Annotated in this window: 21 protein-coding genes; 4 read left to right on the forward strand and 17 right to left on the reverse strand. The window is 36.9% G+C overall.

Annotated elements, in window-relative coordinates; genetic code table 11:
- Positions 1-356: 356 nt before the first annotated feature.
- The 7 genes from AC6UC9_RS00005 to ykzS form a co-directional block, all read right to left on the reverse strand.
- Positions 357-2,417 carry an LTA synthase family protein gene (locus tag AC6UC9_RS00005; RefSeq protein ID WP_500700771.1) on the reverse strand — a complete coding sequence of 687 codons (2,061 nt, stop codon included), beginning with the start codon at positions 2,415-2,417 and terminating at the stop codon, positions 357-359.
- 1 nt (position 2,418) lies between these two features.
- On the reverse strand, positions 2,419-3,483 hold the full coding sequence (locus AC6UC9_RS00010) for a lysylphosphatidylglycerol synthase transmembrane domain-containing protein (protein ID WP_500693602.1): 1,065 nt from the start codon (positions 3,481-3,483) through the stop codon (positions 2,419-2,421).
- A 4-nt stretch (positions 3,484-3,487) separates the two neighbouring features.
- Positions 3,488-4,510: a glycosyltransferase family 4 protein gene (locus AC6UC9_RS00015; RefSeq protein WP_500693601.1), complete on the reverse strand. Its 1,023-nt coding sequence runs from the start codon at positions 4,508-4,510 to the stop codon at positions 3,488-3,490.
- Between the two features lie 12 nt (positions 4,511-4,522).
- Positions 4,523-5,707 (reverse strand): glycosyltransferase family 4 protein, encoded by a 1,185-nt coding sequence (locus AC6UC9_RS00020; protein ID WP_500700772.1) that lies wholly within the window; start codon positions 5,705-5,707, stop codon positions 4,523-4,525.
- Between the two features lie 102 nt (positions 5,708-5,809).
- On the reverse strand, positions 5,810-7,540 hold the full coding sequence (gene ptsP / locus AC6UC9_RS00025) for a phosphoenolpyruvate--protein phosphotransferase (protein ID WP_500700773.1): 1,731 nt from the start codon (positions 7,538-7,540) through the stop codon (positions 5,810-5,812).
- Between the two features lies 1 nt (position 7,541).
- Positions 7,542-7,808, reverse strand: a complete 267-nt coding sequence (locus AC6UC9_RS00030; RefSeq protein WP_500693598.1) for a phosphocarrier protein HPr — start codon at positions 7,806-7,808, stop codon at positions 7,542-7,544.
- A 113-nt stretch (positions 7,809-7,921) separates the two neighbouring features.
- Positions 7,922-8,116, reverse strand: a complete 195-nt coding sequence (ykzS, locus tag AC6UC9_RS00035) for a protein YkzS (protein WP_500700774.1) — start codon at positions 8,114-8,116, stop codon at positions 7,922-7,924.
- A gap of 163 nt (positions 8,117-8,279) precedes the next feature.
- On the opposite strand from ykzS, the gene AC6UC9_RS00040 reads away from it, so the two are divergent.
- Complete coding sequence (locus AC6UC9_RS00040) at positions 8,280-10,295, forward strand: ATP-dependent Clp protease ATP-binding subunit (protein WP_500699311.1); 2,016 nt, start codon at positions 8,280-8,282, stop codon at positions 10,293-10,295.
- A gap of 90 nt (positions 10,296-10,385) precedes the next feature.
- Positions 10,386-11,249 (forward strand): MucBP domain-containing protein, encoded by an 864-nt coding sequence (locus AC6UC9_RS00045; RefSeq protein ID WP_500700775.1) that lies wholly within the window; start codon positions 10,386-10,388, stop codon positions 11,247-11,249.
- A 30-nt stretch (positions 11,250-11,279) separates the two neighbouring features.
- On the opposite strand, the gene AC6UC9_RS00050 is transcribed toward AC6UC9_RS00045, so the two are convergent.
- The 7 genes from AC6UC9_RS00050 to recX all read right to left on the reverse strand — a co-directional run bounded on the left by AC6UC9_RS00050 (position 11,280) and on the right by recX (position 19,892).
- Positions 11,280-12,701, reverse strand: a complete 1,422-nt coding sequence (locus AC6UC9_RS00050; protein WP_500696558.1) for a C69 family dipeptidase — start codon at positions 12,699-12,701, stop codon at positions 11,280-11,282.
- Positions 12,702-12,759: 58 nt separating this feature from the next.
- Positions 12,760-14,337, reverse strand: coding sequence for a peptide chain release factor 3 (locus AC6UC9_RS00055; RefSeq protein ID WP_500700776.1), 1,578 nt, complete (start codon positions 14,335-14,337; stop codon positions 12,760-12,762).
- Positions 14,338-14,412: 75 nt separating this feature from the next.
- Entirely contained in the window at positions 14,413-16,437 is a 2,025-nt protein-coding gene (locus tag AC6UC9_RS00060; protein ID WP_500700777.1) for a CDP-glycerol glycerophosphotransferase family protein, read from the reverse strand.
- 9 nt (positions 16,438-16,446) lie between these two features.
- A complete protein-coding gene (locus AC6UC9_RS00065) occupies positions 16,447-17,322 on the reverse strand; it encodes a hypothetical protein (protein ID WP_500700778.1) in 876 nt (291 codons plus the stop codon).
- Between the two features lie 59 nt (positions 17,323-17,381).
- Positions 17,382-17,792, reverse strand: a complete 411-nt coding sequence (gene tagD / locus AC6UC9_RS00070) for a glycerol-3-phosphate cytidylyltransferase (protein ID WP_500693590.1) — start codon at positions 17,790-17,792, stop codon at positions 17,382-17,384.
- Between the two features lie 106 nt (positions 17,793-17,898).
- On the reverse strand, positions 17,899-19,062 hold the full coding sequence (locus tag AC6UC9_RS00075) for an AI-2E family transporter (RefSeq protein WP_500700779.1): 1,164 nt from the start codon (positions 19,060-19,062) through the stop codon (positions 17,899-17,901).
- A gap of 14 nt (positions 19,063-19,076) precedes the next feature.
- Positions 19,077-19,892, reverse strand: coding sequence for a recombination regulator RecX (gene recX, locus AC6UC9_RS00080; protein ID WP_500700780.1), 816 nt, complete (start codon positions 19,890-19,892; stop codon positions 19,077-19,079).
- Between the two features lie 84 nt (positions 19,893-19,976).
- Between recX and AC6UC9_RS00085 the strand changes: the two genes are divergently transcribed.
- Entirely contained in the window at positions 19,977-20,426 is a 450-nt protein-coding gene (locus tag AC6UC9_RS00085; RefSeq protein ID WP_500700781.1) for a flavodoxin, read from the forward strand.
- Between the two features lie 21 nt (positions 20,427-20,447).
- Here AC6UC9_RS00085 and AC6UC9_RS00090 read toward each other — a convergent pair whose 3' ends face one another.
- A complete protein-coding gene (locus tag AC6UC9_RS00090; RefSeq protein WP_500695211.1) occupies positions 20,448-21,371 on the reverse strand; it encodes a YihY/virulence factor BrkB family protein in 924 nt (307 codons plus the stop codon).
- Positions 21,372-21,374: 3 nt separating this feature from the next.
- The gene (gene wecB / locus AC6UC9_RS00095) at positions 21,375-22,478 is read right to left on the reverse strand and encodes a non-hydrolyzing UDP-N-acetylglucosamine 2-epimerase (RefSeq protein WP_500700992.1); all 1,104 of its coding nucleotides are present in this window, start codon (positions 22,476-22,478) and stop codon (positions 21,375-21,377) included.
- A 192-nt stretch (positions 22,479-22,670) separates the two neighbouring features.
- Here wecB and AC6UC9_RS00100 point away from each other — a divergent pair, with 192 nt between their 5' ends.
- On the forward strand, positions 22,671-23,609 hold the full coding sequence (locus AC6UC9_RS00100) for a glycosyltransferase family 2 protein (RefSeq protein WP_500700782.1): 939 nt from the start codon (positions 22,671-22,673) through the stop codon (positions 23,607-23,609).
- 96 nt (positions 23,610-23,705) lie between these two features.
- Here AC6UC9_RS00100 and AC6UC9_RS00105 read toward each other — a convergent pair whose 3' ends face one another.
- On the reverse strand, positions 23,706-25,067 hold the full coding sequence (locus AC6UC9_RS00105; RefSeq protein ID WP_500693612.1) for a gluconate:H+ symporter: 1,362 nt from the start codon (positions 25,065-25,067) through the stop codon (positions 23,706-23,708).
- Positions 25,068-25,178: the final 111 nt, after the last annotated feature.

Genomic DNA, 25,178 nt, shown 5'->3' on the forward strand with positions numbered 1-25,178 from the left:
TTTACTAGCTCATTATTATTTGTTGTTATTCTTTTTCAAAAGAATTAAAAAGCGAATTGACTTCGCAAATGTTTAATTTTAAGTTCTACAACTCAAAATTACCTTACACTTGTAATCAAAATCTTGTTCAGTTTTCAAAGATCTACTCTGACGCAACGTCGTCTTATTGTATCTCAACGCCGCATGTAATAATATACCATGTGGTTAATTTATTGTCAATAGAAAAGTTTGACTAATTTTAACCAAATTGTTTTGGCGCACTTAACGACAAGAACTACTATACCAAGGAAACAAAATTACGTCAAGACTTTTTTACAAAAAAAGCACTTAGATCTTTATCTAAATGCTTTTTCTAATTATTTTAGTTCAGGAGCATCAGTATGATACATCGAAACCGTGGATTTGCCACCATTCTGATCAATTAGATCAGTTTTACGTTCTTTGTCAGCCTTATCCAACTGTTCCATTGCATTCTTCGGCTTATAATTATAGTCTTTTCGATCCACAGGCTTAAATCCTTTAGGATGATAGAAACGAAGTAAATCACCATAGATAACTCTATCAGAAAGAGACAAATCACTAGTTACATAGTTCTGAATTCCATCTACTTCCTGTTGTTGTTGCTTATCCGGCTTAATAACTTGACCAGTCTTAGAATCATAGATTGTTCCCCCAACCTTAGTGTATTTAGGAGTTACAAAATCTCCATCCCTAAATGGAACAATTTGATTAGGATTATTCCCCAACAAATCATGTCCAAACTGGATCATATCATCATTCTTAATTCCTAATAAATGAAGCAGCGTTGGTAAGACATCGATTTCTCCACCATAAGTATGATCAACGTGCCCATCCAAATTATCAGCATGGATCATAAATGGCACCTTCTGAAAGTTAGCCAAATCATAGTTATTAACCGACTTTTTACCTAACATCTTAGCAATTGCAGGACGATGATTATTAGAAATCCCATAATGGTCACCGTATAAAACAATGACACTATTCTTCATTAATCCCGTTGCTTTTAGATATGCTTCAAACTCACCAAAAGATTGATCTAAATAATGAGCCGTTTGGACATAAGGATCAACGGTACTATCCCCCGTTTTAAGAGCAGGAAAAGAAACATTTTGTTTATCTAATTCATAAGGATAATGATTAGTCAAAGTGATAATTTTGGCATAAAACGGCTGTGGTAGCTTTTCAAGATAAGGAACTGAATCTTTAAACATAATCTTATCTTTCATTCCATATCCAACATTATACGAAGGTTTCTTCTTATAGTAGTTGCTATCGAAGAAGTACTGATATCCCCAAGACTTATAAGTATTATCTCTATTCCAAAAGCTCGGAACATCTCCATGAAAGACAGCCGTCGAATAACCCTTTTGGTCTAAAATTGCTGGAGCCGCCTGGAAAGTATTCTGCGAACCATAAGTAACCATCGCAGATCCCTGGGGCAATCCATACAATGAATTTTCAAGCATCATTTCAGCATCTGAAGTCTTACCTTGAGCAACTTGATGGTAAAAGTTATCAAACGAAATCGTATGCTTATCACTATAAAACTTATTAATATTCGGAGTAACTTCCTGTCCATCAACTTTATAGTTGATTAAGAACTGTTGAAAACTCTCCAAATGAATAATAAAAACGTTTTTACCCTTTTCTTTCCCAAAATATTTAACGCTTGGATACGTCTGATGTTGATTAATAAATTTCTTGACACTATTCAAATCTGAAGCTTTCGCCTTTGCTCGCGTAGAACTCTCTTGGTGAGTTTGATATGCATTAAAAGCAGCGTATTCATTTAAGCCTAAATACTTAACGATATAATTATTATCAAACGTCCGAGTTAAAAGACCACTCCGATCCGAATTAGCAAGAGAATATTCTCCCCCCATAAGCAAAATCGAAAGTAAAGTAATTCCAATGGCATAGCGATACTTAAAGGGACGGTAATCGATTTTAATAATCCTGAAGACTAATAGTAAGATTAAAACCACAACATCCAAATAAATCAAAAAATCCGTTGGATGAAGAATTTCCATCATACTCTTGCCCAAATTATTTTGGACGTCTCCGGTTCCTTTAATAATACCAATTGACAAGAAGTCAGAGAATTCTCGATAATATAAAACATTAGCAAACATCCAAGTCGACTGTAGAAAATCAATTATTAGCATCAGCCAATAAGAAAGCTTGCCCCGAAAGTACAGTGCAATCCCAAACAAGAGCAGTCCTGATGGAATTGGATTAACAATCATCAAAAAGGTTTGCATGCCACCCTTAACACCCAAACTAAAGTCGACGTTATAAACAACCAAAGTAGTTATCCAATATAAAACGACTACCAGCACGAAGAAACCGATAGTAGTATTAAAAAAATTACGAATGCTTTTTAATATTCGAGACATTCTAGTTTCCTCCAAAACTCTTATGACTTTCGCTTTTTAGTATTTTCCTATTCTTTTGTGCCTTTTTACTTGGCTTCATCACGAGGGCAAAGGCTCCCAAAATCAAACCTAAGTAATACGTAAGAATCCGCCACAGGATCATCGCAAGTACTAGCTTACTTCCATTAGTAATATAACTTCTAAAAATCATCTCAAAGCTATACTCAGCTCCACCTGCTCCTCCAGGAATGGGAAAAATCGAGATAATCATCACAATCAAAATGTGGAGACTGGTTACCATTACCACATTAGCATTGGTATAACCTAACGAAAGCATAATAAAGTAGGGAATTAAGTAATAAAAAAGCAACTGAAAAAAAGTGATTATGAATATTTTAGCCATCAACTTCCCTTGGTGACCAATTCTCACACTCTCTTTATAAAAGTTATCAATCTTCTTATTTAATGTATTTACTAACTTATAAAATGTAGCATCTTTTACAAACCATTTCACTGGTTTGATACAAATATTAACAAATTTTTTAGTAAATGAATGCCAATACATGATCATAAGTAGTGAAACGATCACAAACATGTGAATTCCAAATCCGAACACAACAAACCATGCCAGAGCGTGCATTTTATCAATAACGTAGTTAAAACCGATTATTAACGCAATAAAAAAATTAATTACTATCATGGCTTGGTAAACAACAAACTTCATAAGTAGTGCAGAACTAGCCCGACCACCATCAACTCCCGATTGAATTAAAACAAATAGTTGAGCCGGCTGACCACCAGATGAAAACGGAGTGATCCCATTAAAAAGTTGCTCCACTAAGGGTACCCGGATTGCATCCCGAAAAGTAAAATTAGGATCACTATTTCGAACTAACATGTAAGTAATCACGGATTCAAGAGCAAAATAAAGCAAAATGCACCCTAAAGCAACTAATAACCACCATGGATTAATCTCAACAATATCTCTTATAAGAACGCTAAACTTAATGTCTCTAGCTGCATACCATGAAATAAGTAATCCAAGGGCAATCATGATAAGTAGTGAGACTTTATTTCTCCTGGACATTCAATTACCCCTTTTTCGCCTGGTCAAAATAAAAATCATGCCAAATCTTGGCTAGATGATCCTCGGAATAATAATCAGATGCTTTAAGTGATTTTTCAGCATATGCTTTCAGAAGCTTAGGATCATTTAACAACATCTTAAGTTTTTTATCCATTTCAGCCTCATTATTTGCTGAAATATAATACCCGTCAATAATTTTTTTATAAAGGGATAAATCCCGCAACATAACAGGAATTCCACACGAGAATGCCTCTAAAACAGACATCGGGAATAACTCATTATACGACGGTAAAAGAAATAAATCAGCCATATTATAATAATTTACTAATTCTTTACGATCAACGATTCCGGGAAAACTCAGATTTTGAGGTGGATTATCAACCAATTCTTTCAACTCAGAATATCCAGCTGTCATTTTCCCAAATGAAAATCCTCCTGCCCAAACAAATTGAACGTTTGGATTTTGCATTGCTAATTTACCAAAATCAAGGACGCCCTTTCTGGTCTGAACTTGACCGGTTCCGAGCACCGTAAACCGTTTTGTTTGATAACCATAACTACTTCTAAGAGCTTCTTTCTGGCTCTTTGAAACCGGATAAAATTCTTTTTTACTTACAAAATTTGGAATATATGTAATTTTCTTTTTATCAATCCCATATTTTTCAAGTTTAGGTATAAAAGTTGGATTTACAACGACAATATGATCCATCCGTTTATAAAAGGCAATTACATACTTATAAAAAATTTGTCGAAATGGAGTAGGAATTTTTAAACTCCCCTCAAGCGTTTCCGGCAAAAAATGAACGTATCCAATCTTTCGTCCCATTTTTTTTGAAAATGTAGACAAATAAAACGTTGGATTAATGGTGTGATAATGACTAATGTTCGCTTGATTAAATTTATTAATCTCAATGTCAAACTCGTTTGGAAAATGTTTCTTTAACATCTTAATTAACTCAATGTATGCACTACCAACTCCTTGACCTTTTACTTTGTCAGCAGTTGAAAACATATCGATCTTTAACATCAACAAAACTCCTCAGTCAGATGTGTTAGTTTGCTTAGCTTTAGTTTGATCAAACTCTTTGATTGTATCATCATAAAAGCTCAACATCTGATCCACAAAATACTCAGCTGAAATTTCGTGTAATTTCTCTTCACGGACATTTTTGGAATCGGGATATTCACCTCGGTTTTGCAAATAATCCACCGTTTCAGAAACAAACCTTTCTTCTGACTCAAACGTCATTCCAATTGATTTATCATCAATTAAGTCATCGGTGTACGGACTTCTTGCAACGACAACTTTGGTGCCAGCAGCAACTGCTTCAATGTACGTTAACCCCTGAGACTCAGAATTAGACGTAGAAACAAAAACATCTGCCATTCGATAATAATCATTGACATGATTATTATTAATTTCTCCGGTGAAAATAACATGGTCGTTAAGTTTCATGTCAGACACTTGCTTCATTAAATCATCTTCGGCAGGTCCTTCACCCACAATCACAAGCATAGCATTTGGAACTTGATCCAAAATTTTAGGTAGTGCATCGATCATTTCGGAGATGTTTTTTTCATACGCAACTCGACTAACGGAAACCATCAATGGGGTCTCATCCCTAATGCCTAATTTTTTTCTAATATCAACATGGTCATTTTCTTCATAATGCTTAACGTCAATCCCGGTTGGAATAATTCGAATGGGACTCTTAACCCCATAATCAGTAAGCTTGTCCAAGACACGCTTACTTGGTGCCACCACACCATCCATGTGATGACAAAAAGCTAACATCATTTCTTTTACGTGTACTGGTTTTAATAATTTGCCGTTGGCAACATAGTGCAAATAATCTTCATACATCGTGTGATAAGTGTGAATACAAGGAATATTCAAATTTTTAGCAACGAACTTCCCGATAATTCCAAGTGAAAATTCAGTTTGGGTATGAACGATATCTAATTTTAATTGCTTAGCAATTTGATAAGCCTGAAATATTCCTCTGACGGCGATTCTTCTTTCGGTAAAAGAAATAAAGGGAACACTTGAAAAACGGTAAATGTCTTTTTCATCGTCATCATTTTTTTCAACGTTAGGATCAGTTGTAGTAAAAATATAGACATGATTTCCACGCCTTTCTAACTCATCTTTTAACGTTTTGATTGACGTAGCAACTCCGCTAACTTGTGGAAAATAAGTATCTGTAAACAAACCAATATTCACGTTGTTTTCCCCTCTCTCTTTAACGTTAAACAAATGTAATTATATGGGTTTCCCGCATGGTTTGCAACTTTGTGCCTAACTACTCAAACCTAAGTAAACCATCTACTCTGGCATCTTAGAGATAAAGTCATCAATCATCTTATTAACGTCACCAGTGGTATCTGCATTTTTAACGACACTATCAGCTAACTTACTTGCTGATTTCGAATTAATTTTACTAATATATGCTTTAGTTTTTAAAATTTGAGTTGGAGTGGCTGATAATTCATCCACTCCTAACCCAATCAAAAAAGGAATCACCTGTGGATCACACGCAACCTCACCACAAACACCCACGGTCTTAGAAGCGTTATGAACGATCCTAACGACCCTTTCAATTAAACGAAGCACGGCTGGATCACAAGCTTGGTACAAATAGGAGACACGCTCATTTAAACGATCAACAGCAACCGTGTACTGAACTAGATCATTAGTGCCAATACTTACAAAATCTACTCTTGAAATGATCTTATCAATCATAATTGCTGCCGCTGGAACTTCAATCATCGTTCCTAATTGAACATCTCCAAGTTTAACTCCTCTATCAATCAAATTCTGGCGTTCTTCAGTGTAAATCGAAAGAACCTGATCCAGCTCTGAGACCGTTGATATCATAGGAAACATGATCCGAATTGGTCCATAAGCTGAAGATCTAAGGAGTGCCCTGATTTGAGTGCGAAAAACCTTGCTTTCACCTAAACTATAACGAATGGCACGATAGCCAAGAAAGGGATTCGTCTCATTATGGGAAATATTAGGCAAATAATTAACTAGTTTATCTCCACCAACATCCATTGTTCTAAAAGTTAACTGCTTTCCTTTTACTTTTGAAACAATGTTTTTGTACATCAAAAATTGTTCGTCTTCGCTCGGGAGATGGTCAGAATCCATGTAAATGTATTCGGTACGAAATAATCCAATTGAATCAGCCCCAACTTCTAAAGCATTATCAACTTCATTTTCGTTACTAACATTAGCCCCCAATAGCAGAGGGTGCTCATCTAATGTCTTGGTCGATTGGCCCTTGAACTTTTCCCATGACCTTTTTTGTTTTCTAAATTTTTCAAGCTTTGTCTGGAATTTCTCGATTTCATCTGAATTGGGACTTTCAATAACGTTTCCACTACTTCCGTCAACAATCAATTGTTCATCATTTTTTAAATGATTTAGGCTGTCCTGCAACCCTAGTACAGCTGGAACGTCCATACTTCTAGATATAATGGCTGCATGAGAATTCTTGGTTCCAACAGCTGTAACAATCCCTTTAATATTTTTCTTTTGAACTTGTGCAATCTGAGTTGGAGAAATGGAATTAGCAACAATAATAACTGGCTGGTTAATAAGTGATAGATCGGGAGTATCGACGCCAAGTAGACGTCCCAAAAGCTGGTCTCTGATATCTTCAATATCATGAACCCGTTCCCTTAAATACGGATCATTCATATTCAAAAAAATAGCTGCATATTGATTGAATACACGATTCAATGCAAATGCAGCATTCTTTTTTTCTTCTGTTATGACTCTTTTAACCTCATTAATCAACTCTGGATCAGATAAAACTTCTAAATAAAAATCTAAAATATCAAGATATTTTTTAGCCATTTCAACTCTATTACTTTGTTTGATTTTTATAATAGTAGTTTTGGTATCTTGAAACGTTTTTTTAAGGCGTGCTTTTTCTTCGTCTATACCCAAAAAGGCTTCTTTATTAAAAGTTAAATCTGGTTTAGTTAAACAATAAGCTTTTCCAAATGCGATCCCATCACTAACACCAATACCCTTAAAGGTAGTCATATTAGTCGATCAATCCTTCATCTTTCATGGTTTTAGCAATTGCATCAAGGGCTTCTTTAGCATCGTCACCATCGGCTGAAATAGTAATATCAGCACCTTGGCCAACTCCTAATGACATAACACCCATGATTGATTTTAAGTTTACAGATTTATCACCATATTCAAGACTAATATTTGAATCAAATTTGCTAGCGGTCTGAACTAACAAAGTTGCTGGACGAGCATGAATGCCAGTTTCTGCCGTGATTTTGAATTGACGTTTCTCCATAATGAACGCACTCCTTTAATCGTTTATTTAACTCTATTTACAGTTTAAGAATATCAATTTATCATCTAAAAAACAAGTAATTATCATAAATCGCTTACATAATTGTTATGACGCTAATTTTCAGACGAATAATGATAGGTTAAAATGCCCTTTTTGCTGGCTTTCCCTACGATTCTTTTCCGTGTTGGAAAGCTCATAAAAGCCTGCTGAAATTTCGGAAAATCCTTTGGTTCAACCGTCAAATCTTTGATTTTTCCATCCTTTAATTGGTTTAAGAGTCCGGTAAAGTCATTTTCGTTTTTATCCATAATTATTGCCTCCTAATCGGTTTCAATGTTACCACATTAAAATAATTTCTAGATCAGTCAAAATACTTGATTGAATGTTATTAGTGCGTATAATATTCATGAATGGTCAATAAAGGTCAGACTTTCGTCTGACAATTTAGTTAAGCAAAAGGAGGCTTAAACTATGGAAGGACAAGGTTCATACGGATTTGGTAGTCTAGATGACTTTCTTCGTGCCATGCAAAATGGCCAAGTCAATGATTATCAAGTTCCACCACAAAGTGGACGCGGCAACGGCCGAAATGGTTCAAAATCAATTCTTTCAACTTACGGAACTGATTTAACTAAAAAAGCTAAAGCCGGAAAACTTGACCCAGTAATCGGTCGTGATAAAGAAACGGCTCGAGCAATCGAAGTTTTAAATCGTAGAGGCAAGAATAACCCGGTCTTGATTGGTGAAGCCGGAGTTGGAAAAACAGCAATTGTTGAGGGCCTCGCTCAAAAAATTGCTGATGGTACTGTTCCAGAAAAACTTCAAAACAAACAGGTAATTCAATTAGACATGGTTTCAATGGTTCAAGGCACAGGTATTCGTGGTCAATTTGAAAAACGAATGCAACAATTAATTAAAGAGGTTCAGTCAAACCGTAACATCATCTTATTCATTGATGAAATTCATGAAATCATGGGGGCAGGTAATGCTGAAGGTGGCATGGACGCAGGTAACGTCTTAAAACCCGCTCTTGCTCGTGGGGACTTTCAATTAATTGGAGCAACCACTCTAAAAGAATACCGTGACATTGAAAAAGACTCTGCTCTTTCAAGACGACTTCAACCAATCATGGTCAAAGAACCAACGGTTGATCAATCCATCAAGATTCTAAAGGGTCTACAAAATCGTTATGAAAACTATCATCTAGTCAAGTATACCGATCAAGCAGTGAAAGCGGCAGCTACCCTTTCCGATCGTTATATCAGTGATCGTTACCTTCCGGACAAGGCAATTGATTTACTTGATGAAACTGGTTCCAGAAAGAATTTAACTTTAAACATTGTTGATCCAAAAACAATTGACAAAGAGATTGACAGTGCTGAAAACGAAAAGAAGACGGCTTTAGATAAAGAAGACTACGAACAGGCCGCTTACTACCGTGATAAGATCAAACGACTTCATCAAAATAAGGATAAGGGTGCTACAAGTGAGAAACACAACACCGTTACCGAAAAGGATATGCAACAAGTTGTTGAAGAAATGACCAATATCCCAGTTGGAGAACTACAAACCAAAGAACAACAACAATTAAAGGACTTAGCTCCAAATTTAAAGCAACATGTGATCGGACAGGACAAGGCTGTTGATTCAGTTGCTAAAGCCATTAAACGAAATCGAATTGGTTTTAATGGTAGCGGTCGTCCGATTGGTTCATTCCTATTCGTTGGATCCACTGGGATTGGTAAGACTGAGATGGCTAAACAACTTGCCAAAGAATTATTTGGATCTGAAGATTCAATGATTCGATTTGACATGTCAGAGTATCGTGAACCACAATCAGTTGCTAAATTGATTGGTTCACCGCCTGGCTACGTTGGATACGATGAAGCTGGCCAATTAACCGAAAAAGTCCGTCGTAATCCTTACAGCTTGATTCTGTTAGATGAAGTTGAAAAAGCTCATCCAGACGTTCTTCACACATTCTTACAAATCTTAGATGACGGTCGTTTGACTGACTCACAAGGCCGAACGGTTTCCTTTAAGGACACTGTCATCATTATGACTAGTAACGCCGGAAGCGATGCCGAAGCAAGCGTTGGGTTTACACCAGAAGCAACTGGTAAAACTCATTCTGTGATGGATAAATTAGGACTTTATTTCAAGCCTGAATTTCTCAATCGTTTTGATGACATCGTTGAATTCAATCAACTTTCTAAAGATAACTTAAACCAAATTGTCGATCTGATGATTAAAGATATGAATAACATGTTAGCGTCAAGAAACGTTCACATTGATGTTTCCAAATCGGCCAAAGCAAAAATTGTCGAACTCGGTTACAATCCGTCAATGGGTGCCCGTCCGCTTCGACGAGTAATTCAAGAACAGTTAGAAGACCAAACGGCCGACTACTTCTTGAATCATCCAGAAACTAACAATCTTGTTGCTGATACAGACAAGAACAACAATATCGTTATTAGTACTAAGTAGTGAAAGAGACTTAGATTAGAATTCTAATCTAGGTCTTTTTTTATTTCCAGAAATGGTAAAATCAATATAAACCATCTTTGGAGGAAAATTATGTTTAATTGGATGAAAAAAATCTTTTCAAAAAATAATCATAACTACAAGCATTCAAAACATCGGATGAAAAGACCAATCAGACAAAACAACGTTAAAAAGACGACAACCTCCATAGATCCATCCGAAATTTCTTTAAACAAACCAAAATCAATTCATACCACCACCCCATTACCTGCCGAAAATCATCAATCAACTCCTAAAAAAGAGGTTATCAGAACCCCAAGTACAGTTTTTATGGAATTTGTCGATCAAAACGGGAATCAATTAAAATCAACTGAAATCATTAGTGGTTCAGTTGGCGATCCAATTAATTTCATCGTTCCCAAAATAAAAAACTACATATTAGTTAGTGTTGATGGAATGACTAAAAAAATGCAAGCAAAAAAACAACTAATCAAGTTTCATTACATCCCTAAGTTAGGCCAACCAGTTAGCGTTTACTGCTTTGATTTTGATTCATTTCGCTTGCTTCTCCCTCCCAAAATCGTGAATGGTCCATTAAACCAGCAGTTTACACTAAAGTCTCCTGTGATTCCTAACTACCAGCTTCACCTATCGGTTGGTGACTTAACCGGTCAATTCACAAATAAAACCAAAAATATCATCTTATATTACCGACGTTCTAACTGGAAAGTGGTTCAGTCAGTCAATTATTTAGTCAAAATGAAAATCCCCACTTCCGTTTATGATTCACCCGTGCGAAAGCAAAGATACGATCAAATTTTGCCAGCTGGATCAACTTGGCGTGTCTTTACAGAAATTCGAACTAATCAAGATGATTGGTTAAATCTCGGCGGATCACAATGGATCAAAAAGCGATCCACGATTCGTACCCATAACAATGACAAACGTCTAACCTAAAAAAATCCCACTCTTATTGAGTGGGATTTTTTACAAATTTTTATCCATGTTATACGTCAATTTAGAGAGTGTAAGACCCTTTTCCATCAATTCATGCATAAATTGATAGGTTCGACTCCTCATTTCTTTGACCAATTGCTGATTCTGATCTTTCAAAAATTCAGATGCGTCCTGATCATTCATATTAGCAGCTTGACCCATCGTATCTGATATATGCCCTAAAAATAACTCGTTAGCATGTTTCTTAAAATCACGATCCTGTTGAATAAAATTACTGTAATGAGATTCAACGATCATCGATAGTTTACGATACATCCAGTATGCGCTCTTATCATCCATCGTGAGAGGAGTAACCTCATAACTTGGATCAGTCTCGTCAACGTTCGCAAAAAAAGGAACATATGGACTAAAGGCGGGAATTCCAAAATTTAGCCACATAATTGCCGAACATTTATCACTTACATCATTTCTAATTTGCAGAACATGTGAATTTTGGGTTCGATTCATTGAAATTGGTCTAAATTGAGTATTCGATTCTTTTGGATCTTTAGCCAATGGATCATATTTGGTCTCGTTATAATGAGAACTCAAAATAAACTGAACGTCACTAACTTCAATTTTACGGCTTGCTTTTCTAATAAACGGGAGATCATTTGAGGTTGGCTCCTGCTCAATCTCGGGATTCAGCACCTTTTGCCCATACCAAACTCGAGGTGTGTTGTAATGGTGATCAAATTCATTATGAGTCCCAAAGATATGTCGAAAGTTAAATCCCTCTTTATCAGGATTTAACTGGTACTTTTCAACAAACTCTTGTAACCCATCGGAATACATAAAGTTCTCTGGATCATCAAAATCAACCTGTTGAATCGCAACCTCATTTGCTACGACCGCATAACAATCGTCAGGAATTCGTTGTGCAACCCAGTGGTGACCAGTAACGATCTCCATATACCAGACTTCGTTCTTGTCACTAAAAAGGACCCCATTTCCCTCTGGTGAACCATACTTTTTGATTAAATTTCCAAGATAGGCAACTCCATCCCTCGCGGAATTAATGTAAGGGAGAACCATCGATTGTAAAGAATCTTCAGCTAATCCATGCTGAACAAGCGGATCATGAGCTAAAGCATGCTCGTTTCCATAAACACTTTCAGTGGCACTCATTGCAACATTCTTTTCATTAAATCCACTTTCAGCATAAACGCCTTCTTTTTTAACGTCAGCGTTCGGTGTCATCAAAATTCGGTAACCCGACTTTGGCATTGGAGCAGTAAAGCCGTTTTGGTTGGATTTCCAAACTTTGTCCTCGTTATGATATGCAGGTTGAACATAAAAACGTTGAGGAGTTAATGGTAAAAAGGTATCATCATTTCTAGAAATCATCGTTGACCCATCAACACTAGCGTCTTTACCAACCATCACACTGGTACAAGCACTTAACTTTTTCATAATTCATATCCACCTTTCACAAAAACTAGTTTATATCGAATATTACGTCAATTCAATCCTAAAGCTTGGCAGTTAACTTGACATCAGGATATTTATCTTTAAACCAGCGTTCTGCAAACTCATTTTCAAAAAGGAATAACGGATCCCCCTTTTGATCCCGTACTAAAATATTTCTAGACGAAGACATCTTTTCGTCCAGCTGGTCAGGGTCAATCCACCGGGCAATTTTATGCCCCATTGGTTCCATCACAACATCTGAGTTATATTCATTTTTCATTCGAAACTGAAATACTTCAAACTGAAGCTGACCAACTGCTCCCAAGATATACTGTCCCGTGCTGTAATTAGTGTAGAGCTGAATGGCTCCCTCTTGTACTAATTGTTGAATGCCCTTATGAAACGACTTCTGCTTCATAACGTTTTTGGCTGAAACTCTCATAAATAGTTCTGGAGTGAACTGTGGCAGCTTTTCAAACGCAATCGGTTTTTTGCCAGTATAAATGGTGTCGCCAATCTGAAAATTACCAGTATCATAAAGACCAATAATATCTCCAGCAACCGCTGTTTGAACGTTTTCACGCGTATTAGCCATAAATTCAGTAACGTTTGATAAACGGATCGGCTTCTGGGTACGATCAAGGGTAACATCCATGCCCTTTTGAAATTCACCAGAGCAAATTCGTACAAAGGCAATTCGATCACGATGACGTGGATTCATATTAGCCTGAATCTTAAACACGAATCCAGAAAATTCTGGTGCCGTTGGTTCAATTTCATTTCCTTGAAGAGTTTTGTGAGGACCTGGAGCTGGTGAGAGCTTCAAATAAGCGTCTAAAAAAGTTTTAACCCCAAAGTTAACCAACGCTGAGCCAAAGAAGACTGGTGTTTGATCACCCTTGGCAATTTTTTCTTTGCTAAATTGATTCCCAGCTTCAGAGATTAAATCCATTTCACTTCTAGCATCTTGATAAATGCTATCGTCTGCTAGTGAGTTATCTCCAATAAGATTGCCATCATCATCTAGTTTAATAAAGTTCTGACCATCCGCTTCTGGTTTATAAAGTTCAACTCGATGATCATAACGGTCGTACAGCCCCTTTAAAATTCGACCAGAGCCAATGGGCCAGTTCATCGGATAAGCCTCAATTCCCAGTACATCTTCCAATTGATCAATTAATTCCATGGGATCCTTGCTATCACGATCAAGCTTATTCATGAAAGTAAAAATTGGAATTCCACGCATTTTACAAATTTTAAATAACTTTTTAGTTTGCGGTTCAATTCCCTTAGCGGCGTCAATCACCATCACGGCAGAATCCACTGCCATAAGAGTCCGATATGTGTCTTCTGAAAAATCTTCATGTCCTGGTGTATCAAGAATATTAATCCTTTTTCCCTGATAATCGAACTGCATAACCGAACTAGTAACTGAAATTCCACGCTTCTGTTCAATTTCCATCCAATCTGACTTAGCAAAATTCCCACTTTTTTTCGCCTTAACGGTCCCAGCTTCCCGAACAATCCCACCAAAGAGGAGTAGCTGTTCGGTGATAGTGGTTTTCCCAGCATCAGGATGAGAAATAATGGCAAACGTTCTTCGTTTATCGACTTCTTTTTCTAGGTCTGCTTTTTTCATCTTTACTTCCTTTCTGTTATAGATTAATTGTATACCATCAAACAAACAAAAAATCCGGAAAATTCCGGATTATTTTTAACGAATTTGTTGCATCACATAATCAATCGTCTTAATCGAACTAAGTCCATCGTTAATCCGACAGAAGCGATTGTAAAATTGCATAAATTTAGGATCGTTTTCAACGTTTTCGTCTTTTAAATCAGTTGAGATTCCCTTCATTAACTCATCAGAATCATAGACGATCCTTCCAGGCAAATCTCGTTCATAATCCAAGTAAAAGCCACGCAACTCATCCTTATACACGTGATAGTCATAAGGATAGAACAAAATTGGCCGTTTAAGGTAGGCGTAGTCAAAAAAGACTGAGGAATAGTCGGTTACCAGCAAATCTGAAATTAAATATAAATCAGAAATGTTGGAATAGTTCGATAGGTCATAGACGAACCCTTTGTAATCAGAGACGTCTAATGCATTCGAAATCAAGTAGTGCATCCGTAGAATTAGGACAGTATCACTTCCAAAGTGTTGTTTGAACTCTTCCAAACTAAACGGTAGCTTAAAGGTATATCTCCCCTTACTCTCAAACTGATTATCTCGGTAAGTAGGAGCATATAGGACAACTTTCTTGTCCCGTGGGATTCCCAATCGATCCTTAATCTTATTAATCTCAGTAGGATTATTCCCGTTAATCAATTCATCATTTCTTGGATATCCCACCTTTAAAATCTTGTTTTCATACCCGAAGGCACTTCTAAAGACCTTGGTTGAAAAATCATTTGGTGAAATCAATGCATCCCAACGATTAGCTTCTTTAACAAAGTTATCATGGTACTTATTGGTTGTCGTACCAGGCATTGAAACTCGTTCAATATCTAACCCTAACTTCTTTAATGGTGTGCCATGCCAAGTTTGAACATACGTTACATAGTCTGGTTTAACGACCCAGGCAGGAAATCTAGCATTGCTAATCCATACCTTAGCCTTTCCCATGGTACGAACCCAACGTCCCGTATTTTTAATTACATAGTTAATGTTATGGTCTTTACAAAATTGCTTTTGTGACTTTTGAATGGACCACACAAAGTTAATCTTAGGATGTAATTTTTTAAACACCTGATAGATAGCATAAGGACTATCACTCACCTGACGTCCACCAAAGCTCTCAAACACGATCGTCGTAGTAGCAAATGGTGTATGCCCCCGTTTAAACAACTTTCGTAAGCGCAAACGATTAACTTTACTTAATAAGATTTTAAACGATTTCCACAAATGCTTAGCTTTTCCGTAAAACTTAGTAAGTCTTTTTGTAGGAGACGGCCGTCTTCTTTTAATAACACGAAGTTGACCTTGCTTTCCCTCTTTTAATACTAATTCACGATTATCACCTAAGTGAGAAACGGTTTTAAACGATGAAAGCGAAACATCCATCACCAATCTTTGCTGAAAATGCTTACCATGATAATTATACCTGATATACAAACGATATGTATCTTCATCCTTTAGCTCTTTAAGCGGAATGGTAATCGCAAAAATCCCTTGAAAAGGTGAATCGGTAATCGGATAAAGTCGTTTGCTTTGATCACTTGCTTGTTTAATTACAATTGCCATCTGATCAAGTTTTTTACCGTCAATGTGGTTAAACCCCGTTAATCGTAAATTACCGCCACCAAGCAAATTAACCGAGTTCATCACAAATTGCTTTTTAGATCGGTTCGTTCTGACATAAAAGACCGCCATGCCAGACGGGTCAATCTCATATTGATAATAAGCATTTAACCCAATCCGCCGAACGGCACTCACGTATTCACTTTCAACTTGAATAAGGGTTCGATGGTCACTATTACCACACGAATAATAGAGTTGCCATTCAAATTCATCCTGTCCCACGGAGTCAAAGTGAAATTTATTTGGATCAATTATAATTGCTGCCTCATTGCCACCTACATCCCCTTTAAGAACAGGGATGGTGATTGAGGCTAAGCTTTCTTTTTCAATCAAAGTAACAGTTGCATCTTCATCAGCGTAACTAGGATTAATTAACTCAAATTCAATTTTCAACTTTGTTTGTTTTGGTATAACGTTAGAAAGTATTGCTCGCATTATTTCTCCTTAATAGTTGAAAATCACGTTTTGACCAAGATATTTAGAAAAGTTAACCATATCATCCAAATCGATAAAAATGGTAGTCTCCTTACCTTCAGCATACTTATTAACTAAAGCAACATTAAATGCTGAAATATCACTATAACGGCTTGCATTGCCATAGTCTGAAATGACATATGATCGAGCATCTGAACCTTTAGACAAATACTTCAAATTACCAAGATTAACATCATAATCGATTAAATCACTAGTTGGTCTAGCAATCTTTAAACTTGTTTCTGGAGGTGAAACAACCGAGGTTTTACCAAGATAAAAAATCTGAGCTGCTCCACCGTTACTTTGATCCACCCGACATGCCACGTCACCACGTTGATTTAAAAATTTAATTACTTGATGTTCATCATTAATCCGTTTGAAAACAGCAGTAGCGTTATCATGATTGTCATAATAAATCGTTTTACTAACGTAGGGCCCATCATAAAAGATCACTTTGAATAAACCTGACCCAGCCAAAATTTCCTTTCGTTCAGCTCGAACCACCCCATTATGGTCACTGTAGACTTGAACGGACTGACCCTTAACCACTCTGTCGTGAACGTCAAATTGGGTTAAATCGTTATTTAAATCATGATTTTGATCAAAAATTCCACGTTGTTTACTAAAAACGTCAAACAATTGGATGATTTCTAATTGCACTTGCTGATGAAAAGAATCAGATAACTTCCTAATCAAAGTGGCCACGTACTGTGATTGATCGTAGTTTAAAATGGAAATTACAACTTTAATTGAATTCCCGTCATCGATCATTCTTTCCAATCGTTCTTTAAATCGGGGCTTTTCAGCTCCATGAACTGAAGTTACCAAAAAAAGTGCTTGTTTCATTTTGCTCCCCTTAAACTAAAACATTCTAAGAAATAAAACGAAGAATCCTGGGACTTAAACTAATCTTTCCAATCCTTTTGGCTCGTGACGCCTAAATCAGACTTGATCTTAGACGTTGAAATTCCTTGGGTTCGCGGCAAATAAATTACTTTACAATACTCTTTAAGAAAGTCAAACTTACCCTTCCAATCGTCACCCATCACAAAGATATCAATCTTATGATCTTTAATATCTTGAATCTTCTGGTTCCATCCCTTTTCAGGAATTACTTCGTCAACGTAGCGGATAGCGTCTAAAATGTACTTACGATCCTCATAAGAATTATAAGCACGTTTCCCCTTTACGGCATTAAACTCATCCGTCGAAAGACCTACCGTCAATGAATCACCTAATTCACGAGCACGTTTTAATAAACGCACATGACCCTTGTGAAGCAGATCAAATGTGCCATACGTAATTACTTTCGTCATAATATCTCCTGTCAGAAGACCATAATTAATACTCCTATTTATCAACAACTAAATGTTAGCATATCTTCCATTATCGTCAATAAAATTCACGATCCATAACTAAAGTTTAATTTGGCTCATTTTCAGATGAATTAGTTTTTGCTGAATTAGTGGAGTTCGAATCGTCATGTTGAACTAACCAAATATTGTAACAATATTCAATCACAACCTTCGCAATCGCATAAACTGGAATGGCTAGAATCATCCCAAACAACCCAGCAATGTGACCAGCTGCAAGTAAAATGATAATAATAGTTAGTGGATGAATCTTTAACGATTTCCCAATCACATTCGGGTACACCAAGTTTCCATCAATTTGTTGAACAATAATGACTACCACAATTACCCAGATAACTTGCATAATATTATCTGAAAAAGCAACAAAAAGTGATGGAATAATTCCAATGTAGGGACCAACGTATGGGATGATATTACATAATCCGGCAAAGACCCCGAGCAAAAGAGCATACTTTTGTCCGATCAGAAAGTATCCTAAAGTGGTAAACGTTCCAACAAACAGACACTCAATGACTTGGCCACCGATGTAACGTGAGAGGGTATGATTCATTTTTTTAAGTAGCGTTACCGTTTGTTTCCTGTGGTGTTTGGAAAGTCCGGGAGTTAACTTTTCAATGCTTGGAAGTAGTTTGTTTCCATCCTTTAACATGTAAAACAGAATGACGGGGACAGTAATTGCCGTGATAACCACGTTCGTTGCCATCGAAATAATCGTTCCCGCACTATTAGTCAAATTGGCCAGAACTGTTTTCAAATACGATGAATATGAGGACTGAATCTTGTTAACAATGGGACGCCAGTCCACTTTTTTCAAAAATCCATAACGCGTGATTTTAGTTAGTAATTCCTGCCCTTGTTTAGCAAATTCAGGCGCTGCCTCTACCATGTTAGCCACCTGAGTAATCAACCGTGGTACAAATGAAAACGCCATGTAAACAATAACCCCAATCACAATCAAAAATACGATGGCGGTGGCCCAGGTACGATTAATGTGTTTTGTTTTTGTGATTTTTATTTTCATTAGAAGGTTAACGATCGGATTCAACATGTAATACAAGAATCCCGCTAACAAGAGTGGAACGAAGATCGTTGACACAAAAATTACAATCGGCGAAAAAACAAAACTAATTTTGGAACATAAATAAACGATTCCAACTGCAATCAGAATCTCAACCGTCCAAAAAAACAAAGCCGAATTTTTAAATCTATTCATTTGATTCACTCCAATTAATTTTCTTTTGTGTCCAAGAATTGATCAATATCATCAAGATCAAAGCCCTTACGATATAACGACTGCTTGGCTTTCTGACGTCGACTCATATTATTATACTTCTTATACTTATTCCAAGCCTTGTTACCCTCTTTAGCAAGTAACTCATTTTGATGATCGACATCACCTTGAAAGTCTAATTCACTAATGATTCTATCAATATCATCAAATGAGTATCCCTTTCGGTATAAAGCCGTCTTCGTTTTTTGCATCCGTTTGTTAAAGGGATATCGCTGATTATGAGCAAAGATTTTTTGGGCCTGCTTTTTACCATTTTTAAGCGTCATTTCGCTCGAATAATTAACTAAAATTGCCTCATTTATGTATTCATCTGCAATTCCCTTTTGTTTTAAATACTTTGAAACAGCCATGGGACCCTTATTCTGTTGTTCAACAATTCCTTTGACATAGGTGTCAGCATAATGTTCATCATTAAGTAGATTAATCTGTTCTAGTTTTTCAACCGCTTCATCGACTGCTTCAAGGTTGTCTGAATATGATTTTAACTTATCTCTAACCTCTTTTTTTGAACGAGTCTGATACGAAATAAAATCAATAGCCTTATTATATAACTTTGAAACATCGTCCGCCGCCTTAATTTTGTCAATCTTACCTTGGCTTAACTCAGATCCCTTAAAGATCCCAAACTGAATCATTACTTCTTCACTCACAGGAAAAGCATAATGATCATTGATGTATACGTTATATCTCCCCGGTCTTTTTTGCGAAACAATTTTTGTGACCCTTAATTTATTTGCATTTTGCTTATCCATCAGCGCTAACTCCCATCAAATTAACAATTTGAAACTATTCTGATATACTTATTTGAAAACACTACAAAGGAAGTGGTTTCACTCATGCCAAAAGCACACGTGATTTACGCCACCATTACTGGCAATAACGAAGACGTTGCTGATATCGTCACCGAGGGACTTGAGGACCTTGGCGTAGATGTCGAAGAATCTGAAATTTCTCAAACCGACGCGGACGAACTTAAAGATACCGATATTATTGTTATATGTCCATACACCTACGACGAAGGAGCTCTCCCTGAAGAAGGGATGGACTTTTTTGAAGATTTAGATTCACTGAAACTAAAAGGAAAAGTTTTTGGAGTGGCTGGTTCTGGAGACGTTTTTTATCAAGAATATTATAACGTTGCCGTCGACGCATTTACCAAAGCTTTAAGGAAAACTAACGCTACTCAAGGAGCTAAAAGCGTCAAAATCAATCTTGAACCTGATGAAGATGACATCAAAGTTCTTGACCAGTTTTCTCGTGAACTGGTGAAATCCAGCGAAAAATAATTTAGCAAAAAACATCACCACCTAATTTTGGGTGGTGTTTTTCTTTTTGGAACGAAATTTACGTGCGCTAGAAATAATAGACCGAACGGATCCGTTTGTTGATTCAATGTTACCAGTAAAGTACTCTTGGATACTGGCATTAATAACGGCACCAAACATCAGCACGAGTCCAATAAAATATAACCACAACATCACTACTATAAAAGTTCCTAACGTCTTATAAGCGGTAATATTTCTAAAAAAGTACTCAATGATTAGCGAAAAAGCTTGTGACAAAATCATTAAACCAAGCACAGATATCGCTGATCCTAGAATTGTATAACGAATCTTGGTCTTAACACTTGGCACAAAATAGTACAAAAGCATCACAACTATGAAAGACCCAGAAATAATAAATGGAATTCGAATGGATGCCACCACTTGCGTTGCAATGGTTGAAAGATGCAGAATTGGTCTCAAGTACGTGATAATTTCTTGACCAAACCCTTGCAAAATCATTAAAACAATCAATAAGAGTACCAGTAAAAGCATCCACACAAATGAAATTAAACGATTCGTGATGGCATTCTGAGTGTCAGCTACTCCGTAAGTTCGGTTAACCGTTCGTTGAAATGCTGCCATCGCCTGACTAGCTGACCAAATTACCAGCAACAACCCAATCGATAAGCTACCACCACTATTATTATTATCAAAAGCTGACTTAATCATGGGCAAAAGCATCGTATAAATCGATGACGGAACCGCGGTTCTGATATACATTAAGATATCATTAGGATCTCCATGTAAAAGTTTAATGATGCTACCAATCATAATTAAAATTGGAAACAGTGATAAGAGGGAATAATACGCCAAGACGATGGCAGAATCAGAAACGTTTCCCATCTTAAAATGTTTCATAACTAACTTAACAAATGAAATTACTTTTTGATTTGTTTTTAGTTCCACAAGCTAGGACTCTCCTTTAAAAGTTGCCTCAATTGCAGATAAAATTTGCTTAGCTGCCGTTCCATCCCCATAAGGATTATGAGCATCAGCCATCTTTCGGTATTCATCTGGATTATCAAGTAAGTCCTCCATCGCATCTTTAATGGCCTTAGGATCAGTCCCAACTAGTCTCAAAGTGCCCGCTTTAACTCCTTCGGGGCGTTCAGTCGATTCTCTAAGAACCAAAACGGGCTTTCCAAGTGAAGGAGCTTCTTCTTGAACTCCACCAGAGTCAGACATAATAAAATAACTTCGAGCCGCCATATTATGAAAATCAACCACATCTAAAGGTGCAATCAAATGGATACGAGAATCACCCTTAAAAATCTGTTGGGCCATCTTTTGAACCACGGGATTAAGATGAACCGGGTAAACAACATCTACATCATGATGTGAATCAACCACTTGTTTAATTGCCTGAAACGTTCGTTTCATTGGTTCACCTAGATTTTCGCGCCGATGCATTGTAAGTAAGATGATCCGCTGTCCATCATCAATGTTATCTAAGATCGAATGATGATAATCATCACTCACCGTTTGATGAAGGGCATCAATGGCAGTATTTCCTGTAACAAAGATGTTTGACCCCGGATGATTCTCTTTTATTAAATTTTGCTTACTTAACTCCGTGGGTGCAAAGTACAAGTCAGCTAAAACATCCGTTAATTGACGATTCATTTCCTCTGGATATGGGGAATATTTATTATGAGTACGCAGCCCTGCTTCAACGTGACCTAACATTTTTTTATGATAAAAAGCAACCACTGAAGCGGCAAACGTACTCGTAGTATCACCATGAACTAGAATAATATCTGGATTAGTTTTAGAAATAATTGGACCTAACTTAGTGATCACAGAAACAGTAATATCTCCAAGTGTTTGATCATTCTTCATAATGTTTAAATTATAATCGGGAGTGATTTTGAAAATATCGAGAACTTGCTTAAGCATTTCACGATGTTGACCCGTGACCACTGTGATTGGTTTAAACTTGTTTCGATTTCGCTTCATCTCTAAAATAATTGGAGCCATCTTAATGGCCTCCGGTCGAGTTCCAAAAACAGTCATAACTTTAATTGGTCTGGTCACATTTAATCCCTCCCATTTGCCTAGTACCTTAAGTATATCAAAAGATTTACCCAATTCCGATGCCAAACCACTTTAAATAATGATAAAATGATATTAAACAATCTGTAAATAATTGGTAATGTATTTTTGAATTTAAAAGTTTAATTGCCAAGTACTAAGGAGTAATTAATTTTGGAAAAAATTAGTCTGATTGTTCCTTGTTATAATGAACAGGAATCAATTGAACTTTTCTACAAAACTGTGGAAAAGGTTTTTGCACAAATGAATAAAGACGGTGAAAAGTATGAGCCTGATTACCTTTTTATAAATGATGGATCAAGTGACAATACCTTTAAGATCATTAAAAATCTTCACGAAAAACATCCTGACACCGTTCACTTCATCTCATTTTCAAGAAACTTCGGGAAAGAAGCTGGAATGGCTGCTGGGCTAAGAAATGCCAAAGGCAATTACATTGCATTAATGGACGTTGATCTCCAAGATCCGCCGGAACTCCTTCCTAAAATGCTCAAAATCATTCAGACCCAGGACTATGATTGCGTTGGGTGTGTCCAAACAAGCAGAAAGCAAAATCCAGTTCGAGCTTTCTGTTCTTCGATGTTTTATAAGATCATCGATAAAATGTCAGACGTTAAAATTAAACCTAACGTTCGAGATTATCGTCTAATGTCTCGACGTTACGTCGATGCAGTAAATGAACTAACAGAATACAATCGATTCTCAAAAGGAATCTTTGCTTGGGTTGGTTTTAACACCAAATATTTAGAATATCAGGGGGTCCCTCGGGCTGCTGGAGAAACTCATTGGTCTTTCTCACAATTGGTAGAATACTCGATGGAAGGAATTATTGATTTCTCTGATGCCCCACTAACCTTTGCTACTTACGTTGGAATAATCTCATTTTTACTCTCACTCGTTGGAATTGCATTTGTCGTTATCAGGGCATTATTCTTTGGAGGAGCCGTATCTGGTTGGCCTTCTTTAGTATCAATTATTCTCCTAATCGGTGGAATCCAACTCTTCTGTTTGGGCATTCTAGGAAAATACATTGGAAAAATTTATTTAGAAACAAAACACCGTCCTCAGTATATCATTAAGGACGAAGCATAGTTTAACCGGTAGCCACCTATAAAATTATAGGTGGCTTTTTTATACAAAAAAGACTTCACATCATAAAGTGAAGTCTTTTTGAATTTATTAACTAACTTAGAACATTCCCAGAATTCCATTCAGAATCAAGACCATTATTAGCCCCACAACTGAAATCACGGTTTCTAACACCGTCCAAATTGAGAAAGTTTGTTTCATAGTTAAGTCAAAGTATTCTTTGAACATCCAGAATCCGGCATCATTAACGTGTGATGCGGCAAGTGATCCAGCACCAATGGCTAAGGCCATCATTACTGGGTTAACGTTCAATGAGGACATCAGTGGCATAACAAGTCCGGCAGCAGTCATTCCAGCCACCGTAGCTGAACCTAGCGATACACGAAGAATAACGGCAACTAACCAGCCAAGGATGATTGGAGATAGTGATGAGTGCATCATGATGTTCTTAACGGCATCACCAACACCACCATCAATCAAGACTTGCTTGAAGGCACCACCACCACCAATAACCAATAGAAGCATGGCAATTGATTTAACGGAGGCTTCAATACTCTTAGAAACGTCACTCATTTTCTTACCACGATGGAAGCCCATTGACCAGATGGCAAATACTAAAGCGATTACCATGGCAATCATTGGGTTACCTAACATCGAGATAATAGCATCAAATCCTGATGGCTTAGCAACTGCTTTCCCGCCATGGAAAACTAACTGGTAAATGGTATTAACCGCCATGAAAATAGCTGGTAATAATGAAGTTAAAACCGAAAGACCAAAACTAGGAGTTTCATCTAATTTGTATTCTTTAACTTCACCAAAAGCTGGCAGGCTCTTCTTGACTACGAACGCGCTCGGAACAAACTTCTCAGCAAACTTCGTAAAGACAGGACCCGCAATTAAAACAGCTGGAATTGCAACAATGATACCAAAGAGCAATACCTCACCAATATTAGCGCCCAAGGCTGTGGCAACAGCAGTTGGAGCAGGTTGTGGTGGTAAGAATCCCTGGGTTGCTGACAATGCAGCCGCCATTGGAATTCCTAGATAAACAAATGGTACATCGGCTTCAAGGGCAACCGCGAAGACGATTGGAGTAAGTAATACCAATCCAACTTCGAAGAACAATGACATTCCGATAATGAACGAAGCAATTACGATTGCAATCTGTAATCGCTTCTTTCCAAATTTGTCGATCAGCGTCTTGGCGATTCGATACGAACCACCAGAATCAGAAACCAAACGACCGATCATGGCACCGAATCCGAAGACGATGGCCAATTCACCTAATGTACTACCAATACCAGTCTTAATGGCATCGGCAATTGATGCTGGGTTCATTCCTAATCCAAGCGCAACTAAAATAGCTGTGATGATCAAGGAAACAAAAGTATTTAGCTTAAGTTTGATGATCATGAAAAGGAGAAGTGCGATTCCTAAAATCAACACTATGAAGGGCATGTATGACATTTCTTTTCCTCTTTCCAATTATTAAATTAAAACAACGCTATAAATTAATTGTATACGGTTTCATGCCAGTTTTCAACACCATCTTTTAAAATTAAGCTTTAA

This window comes from Fructilactobacillus sp. X7R4C1 (assembly GCF_059901115.1).

Bases quoted from the DNA above. Each gene is read 5' to 3' on its own strand.
- AC6UC9_RS00005 (WP_500700771.1), bottom strand. From the start codon at position 2,417: ATGTCTCGAATATTAAAAAGCATTCGTAATTTTTTTAATACTACTATC.
- AC6UC9_RS00010 (WP_500693602.1), bottom strand. From the start codon at position 3,483: ATGTCCAGGAGAAATAAAGTCTCACTACTTATCATGATTGCCCTTGGA.
- AC6UC9_RS00015 (WP_500693601.1), bottom strand. From the start codon at position 4,510: ATGTTAAAGATCGATATGTTTTCAACTGCTGACAAAGTAAAAGGTCAA.
- ptsP (WP_500700773.1), bottom strand. From the start codon at position 7,540: ATGACTACCTTTAAGGGTATTGGTGTTAGTGATGGGATCGCATTTGGA.
- AC6UC9_RS00030 (WP_500693598.1), bottom strand. From the start codon at position 7,808: ATGGAGAAACGTCAATTCAAAATCACGGCAGAAACTGGCATTCATGCT.
- ykzS (WP_500700774.1), bottom strand. From the start codon at position 8,116: ATGGATAAAAACGAAAATGACTTTACCGGACTCTTAAACCAATTAAAG.
- AC6UC9_RS00040 (WP_500699311.1), top strand. From the start codon at position 8,280: ATGGAAGGACAAGGTTCATACGGATTTGGTAGTCTAGATGACTTTCTT.
- AC6UC9_RS00045 (WP_500700775.1), top strand. From the start codon at position 10,386: ATGTTTAATTGGATGAAAAAAATCTTTTCAAAAAATAATCATAACTAC.
- AC6UC9_RS00050 (WP_500696558.1), bottom strand. From the start codon at position 12,701: ATGAAAAAGTTAAGTGCTTGTACCAGTGTGATGGTTGGTAAAGACGCT.
- AC6UC9_RS00055 (WP_500700776.1), bottom strand. From the start codon at position 14,337: ATGAAAAAAGCAGACCTAGAAAAAGAAGTCGATAAACGAAGAACGTTT.
- AC6UC9_RS00060 (WP_500700777.1), bottom strand. From the start codon at position 16,437: ATGCGAGCAATACTTTCTAACGTTATACCAAAACAAACAAAGTTGAAA.
- AC6UC9_RS00065 (WP_500700778.1), bottom strand. From the start codon at position 17,322: ATGAAACAAGCACTTTTTTTGGTAACTTCAGTTCATGGAGCTGAAAAG.
- tagD (WP_500693590.1), bottom strand. From the start codon at position 17,792: ATGACGAAAGTAATTACGTATGGCACATTTGATCTGCTTCACAAGGGT.
- AC6UC9_RS00075 (WP_500700779.1), bottom strand. From the start codon at position 19,062: ATGAATAGATTTAAAAATTCGGCTTTGTTTTTTTGGACGGTTGAGATT.
- recX (WP_500700780.1), bottom strand. From the start codon at position 19,892: ATGGATAAGCAAAATGCAAATAAATTAAGGGTCACAAAAATTGTTTCG.
- AC6UC9_RS00085 (WP_500700781.1), top strand. From the start codon at position 19,977: ATGCCAAAAGCACACGTGATTTACGCCACCATTACTGGCAATAACGAA.
- wecB (WP_500700992.1), bottom strand. From the start codon at position 22,478: ATGACTGTTTTTGGAACTCGACCGGAGGCCATTAAGATGGCTCCAATT.
- AC6UC9_RS00105 (WP_500693612.1), bottom strand. From the start codon at position 25,067: ATGCCCTTCATAGTGTTGATTTTAGGAATCGCACTTCTCCTTTTCATG.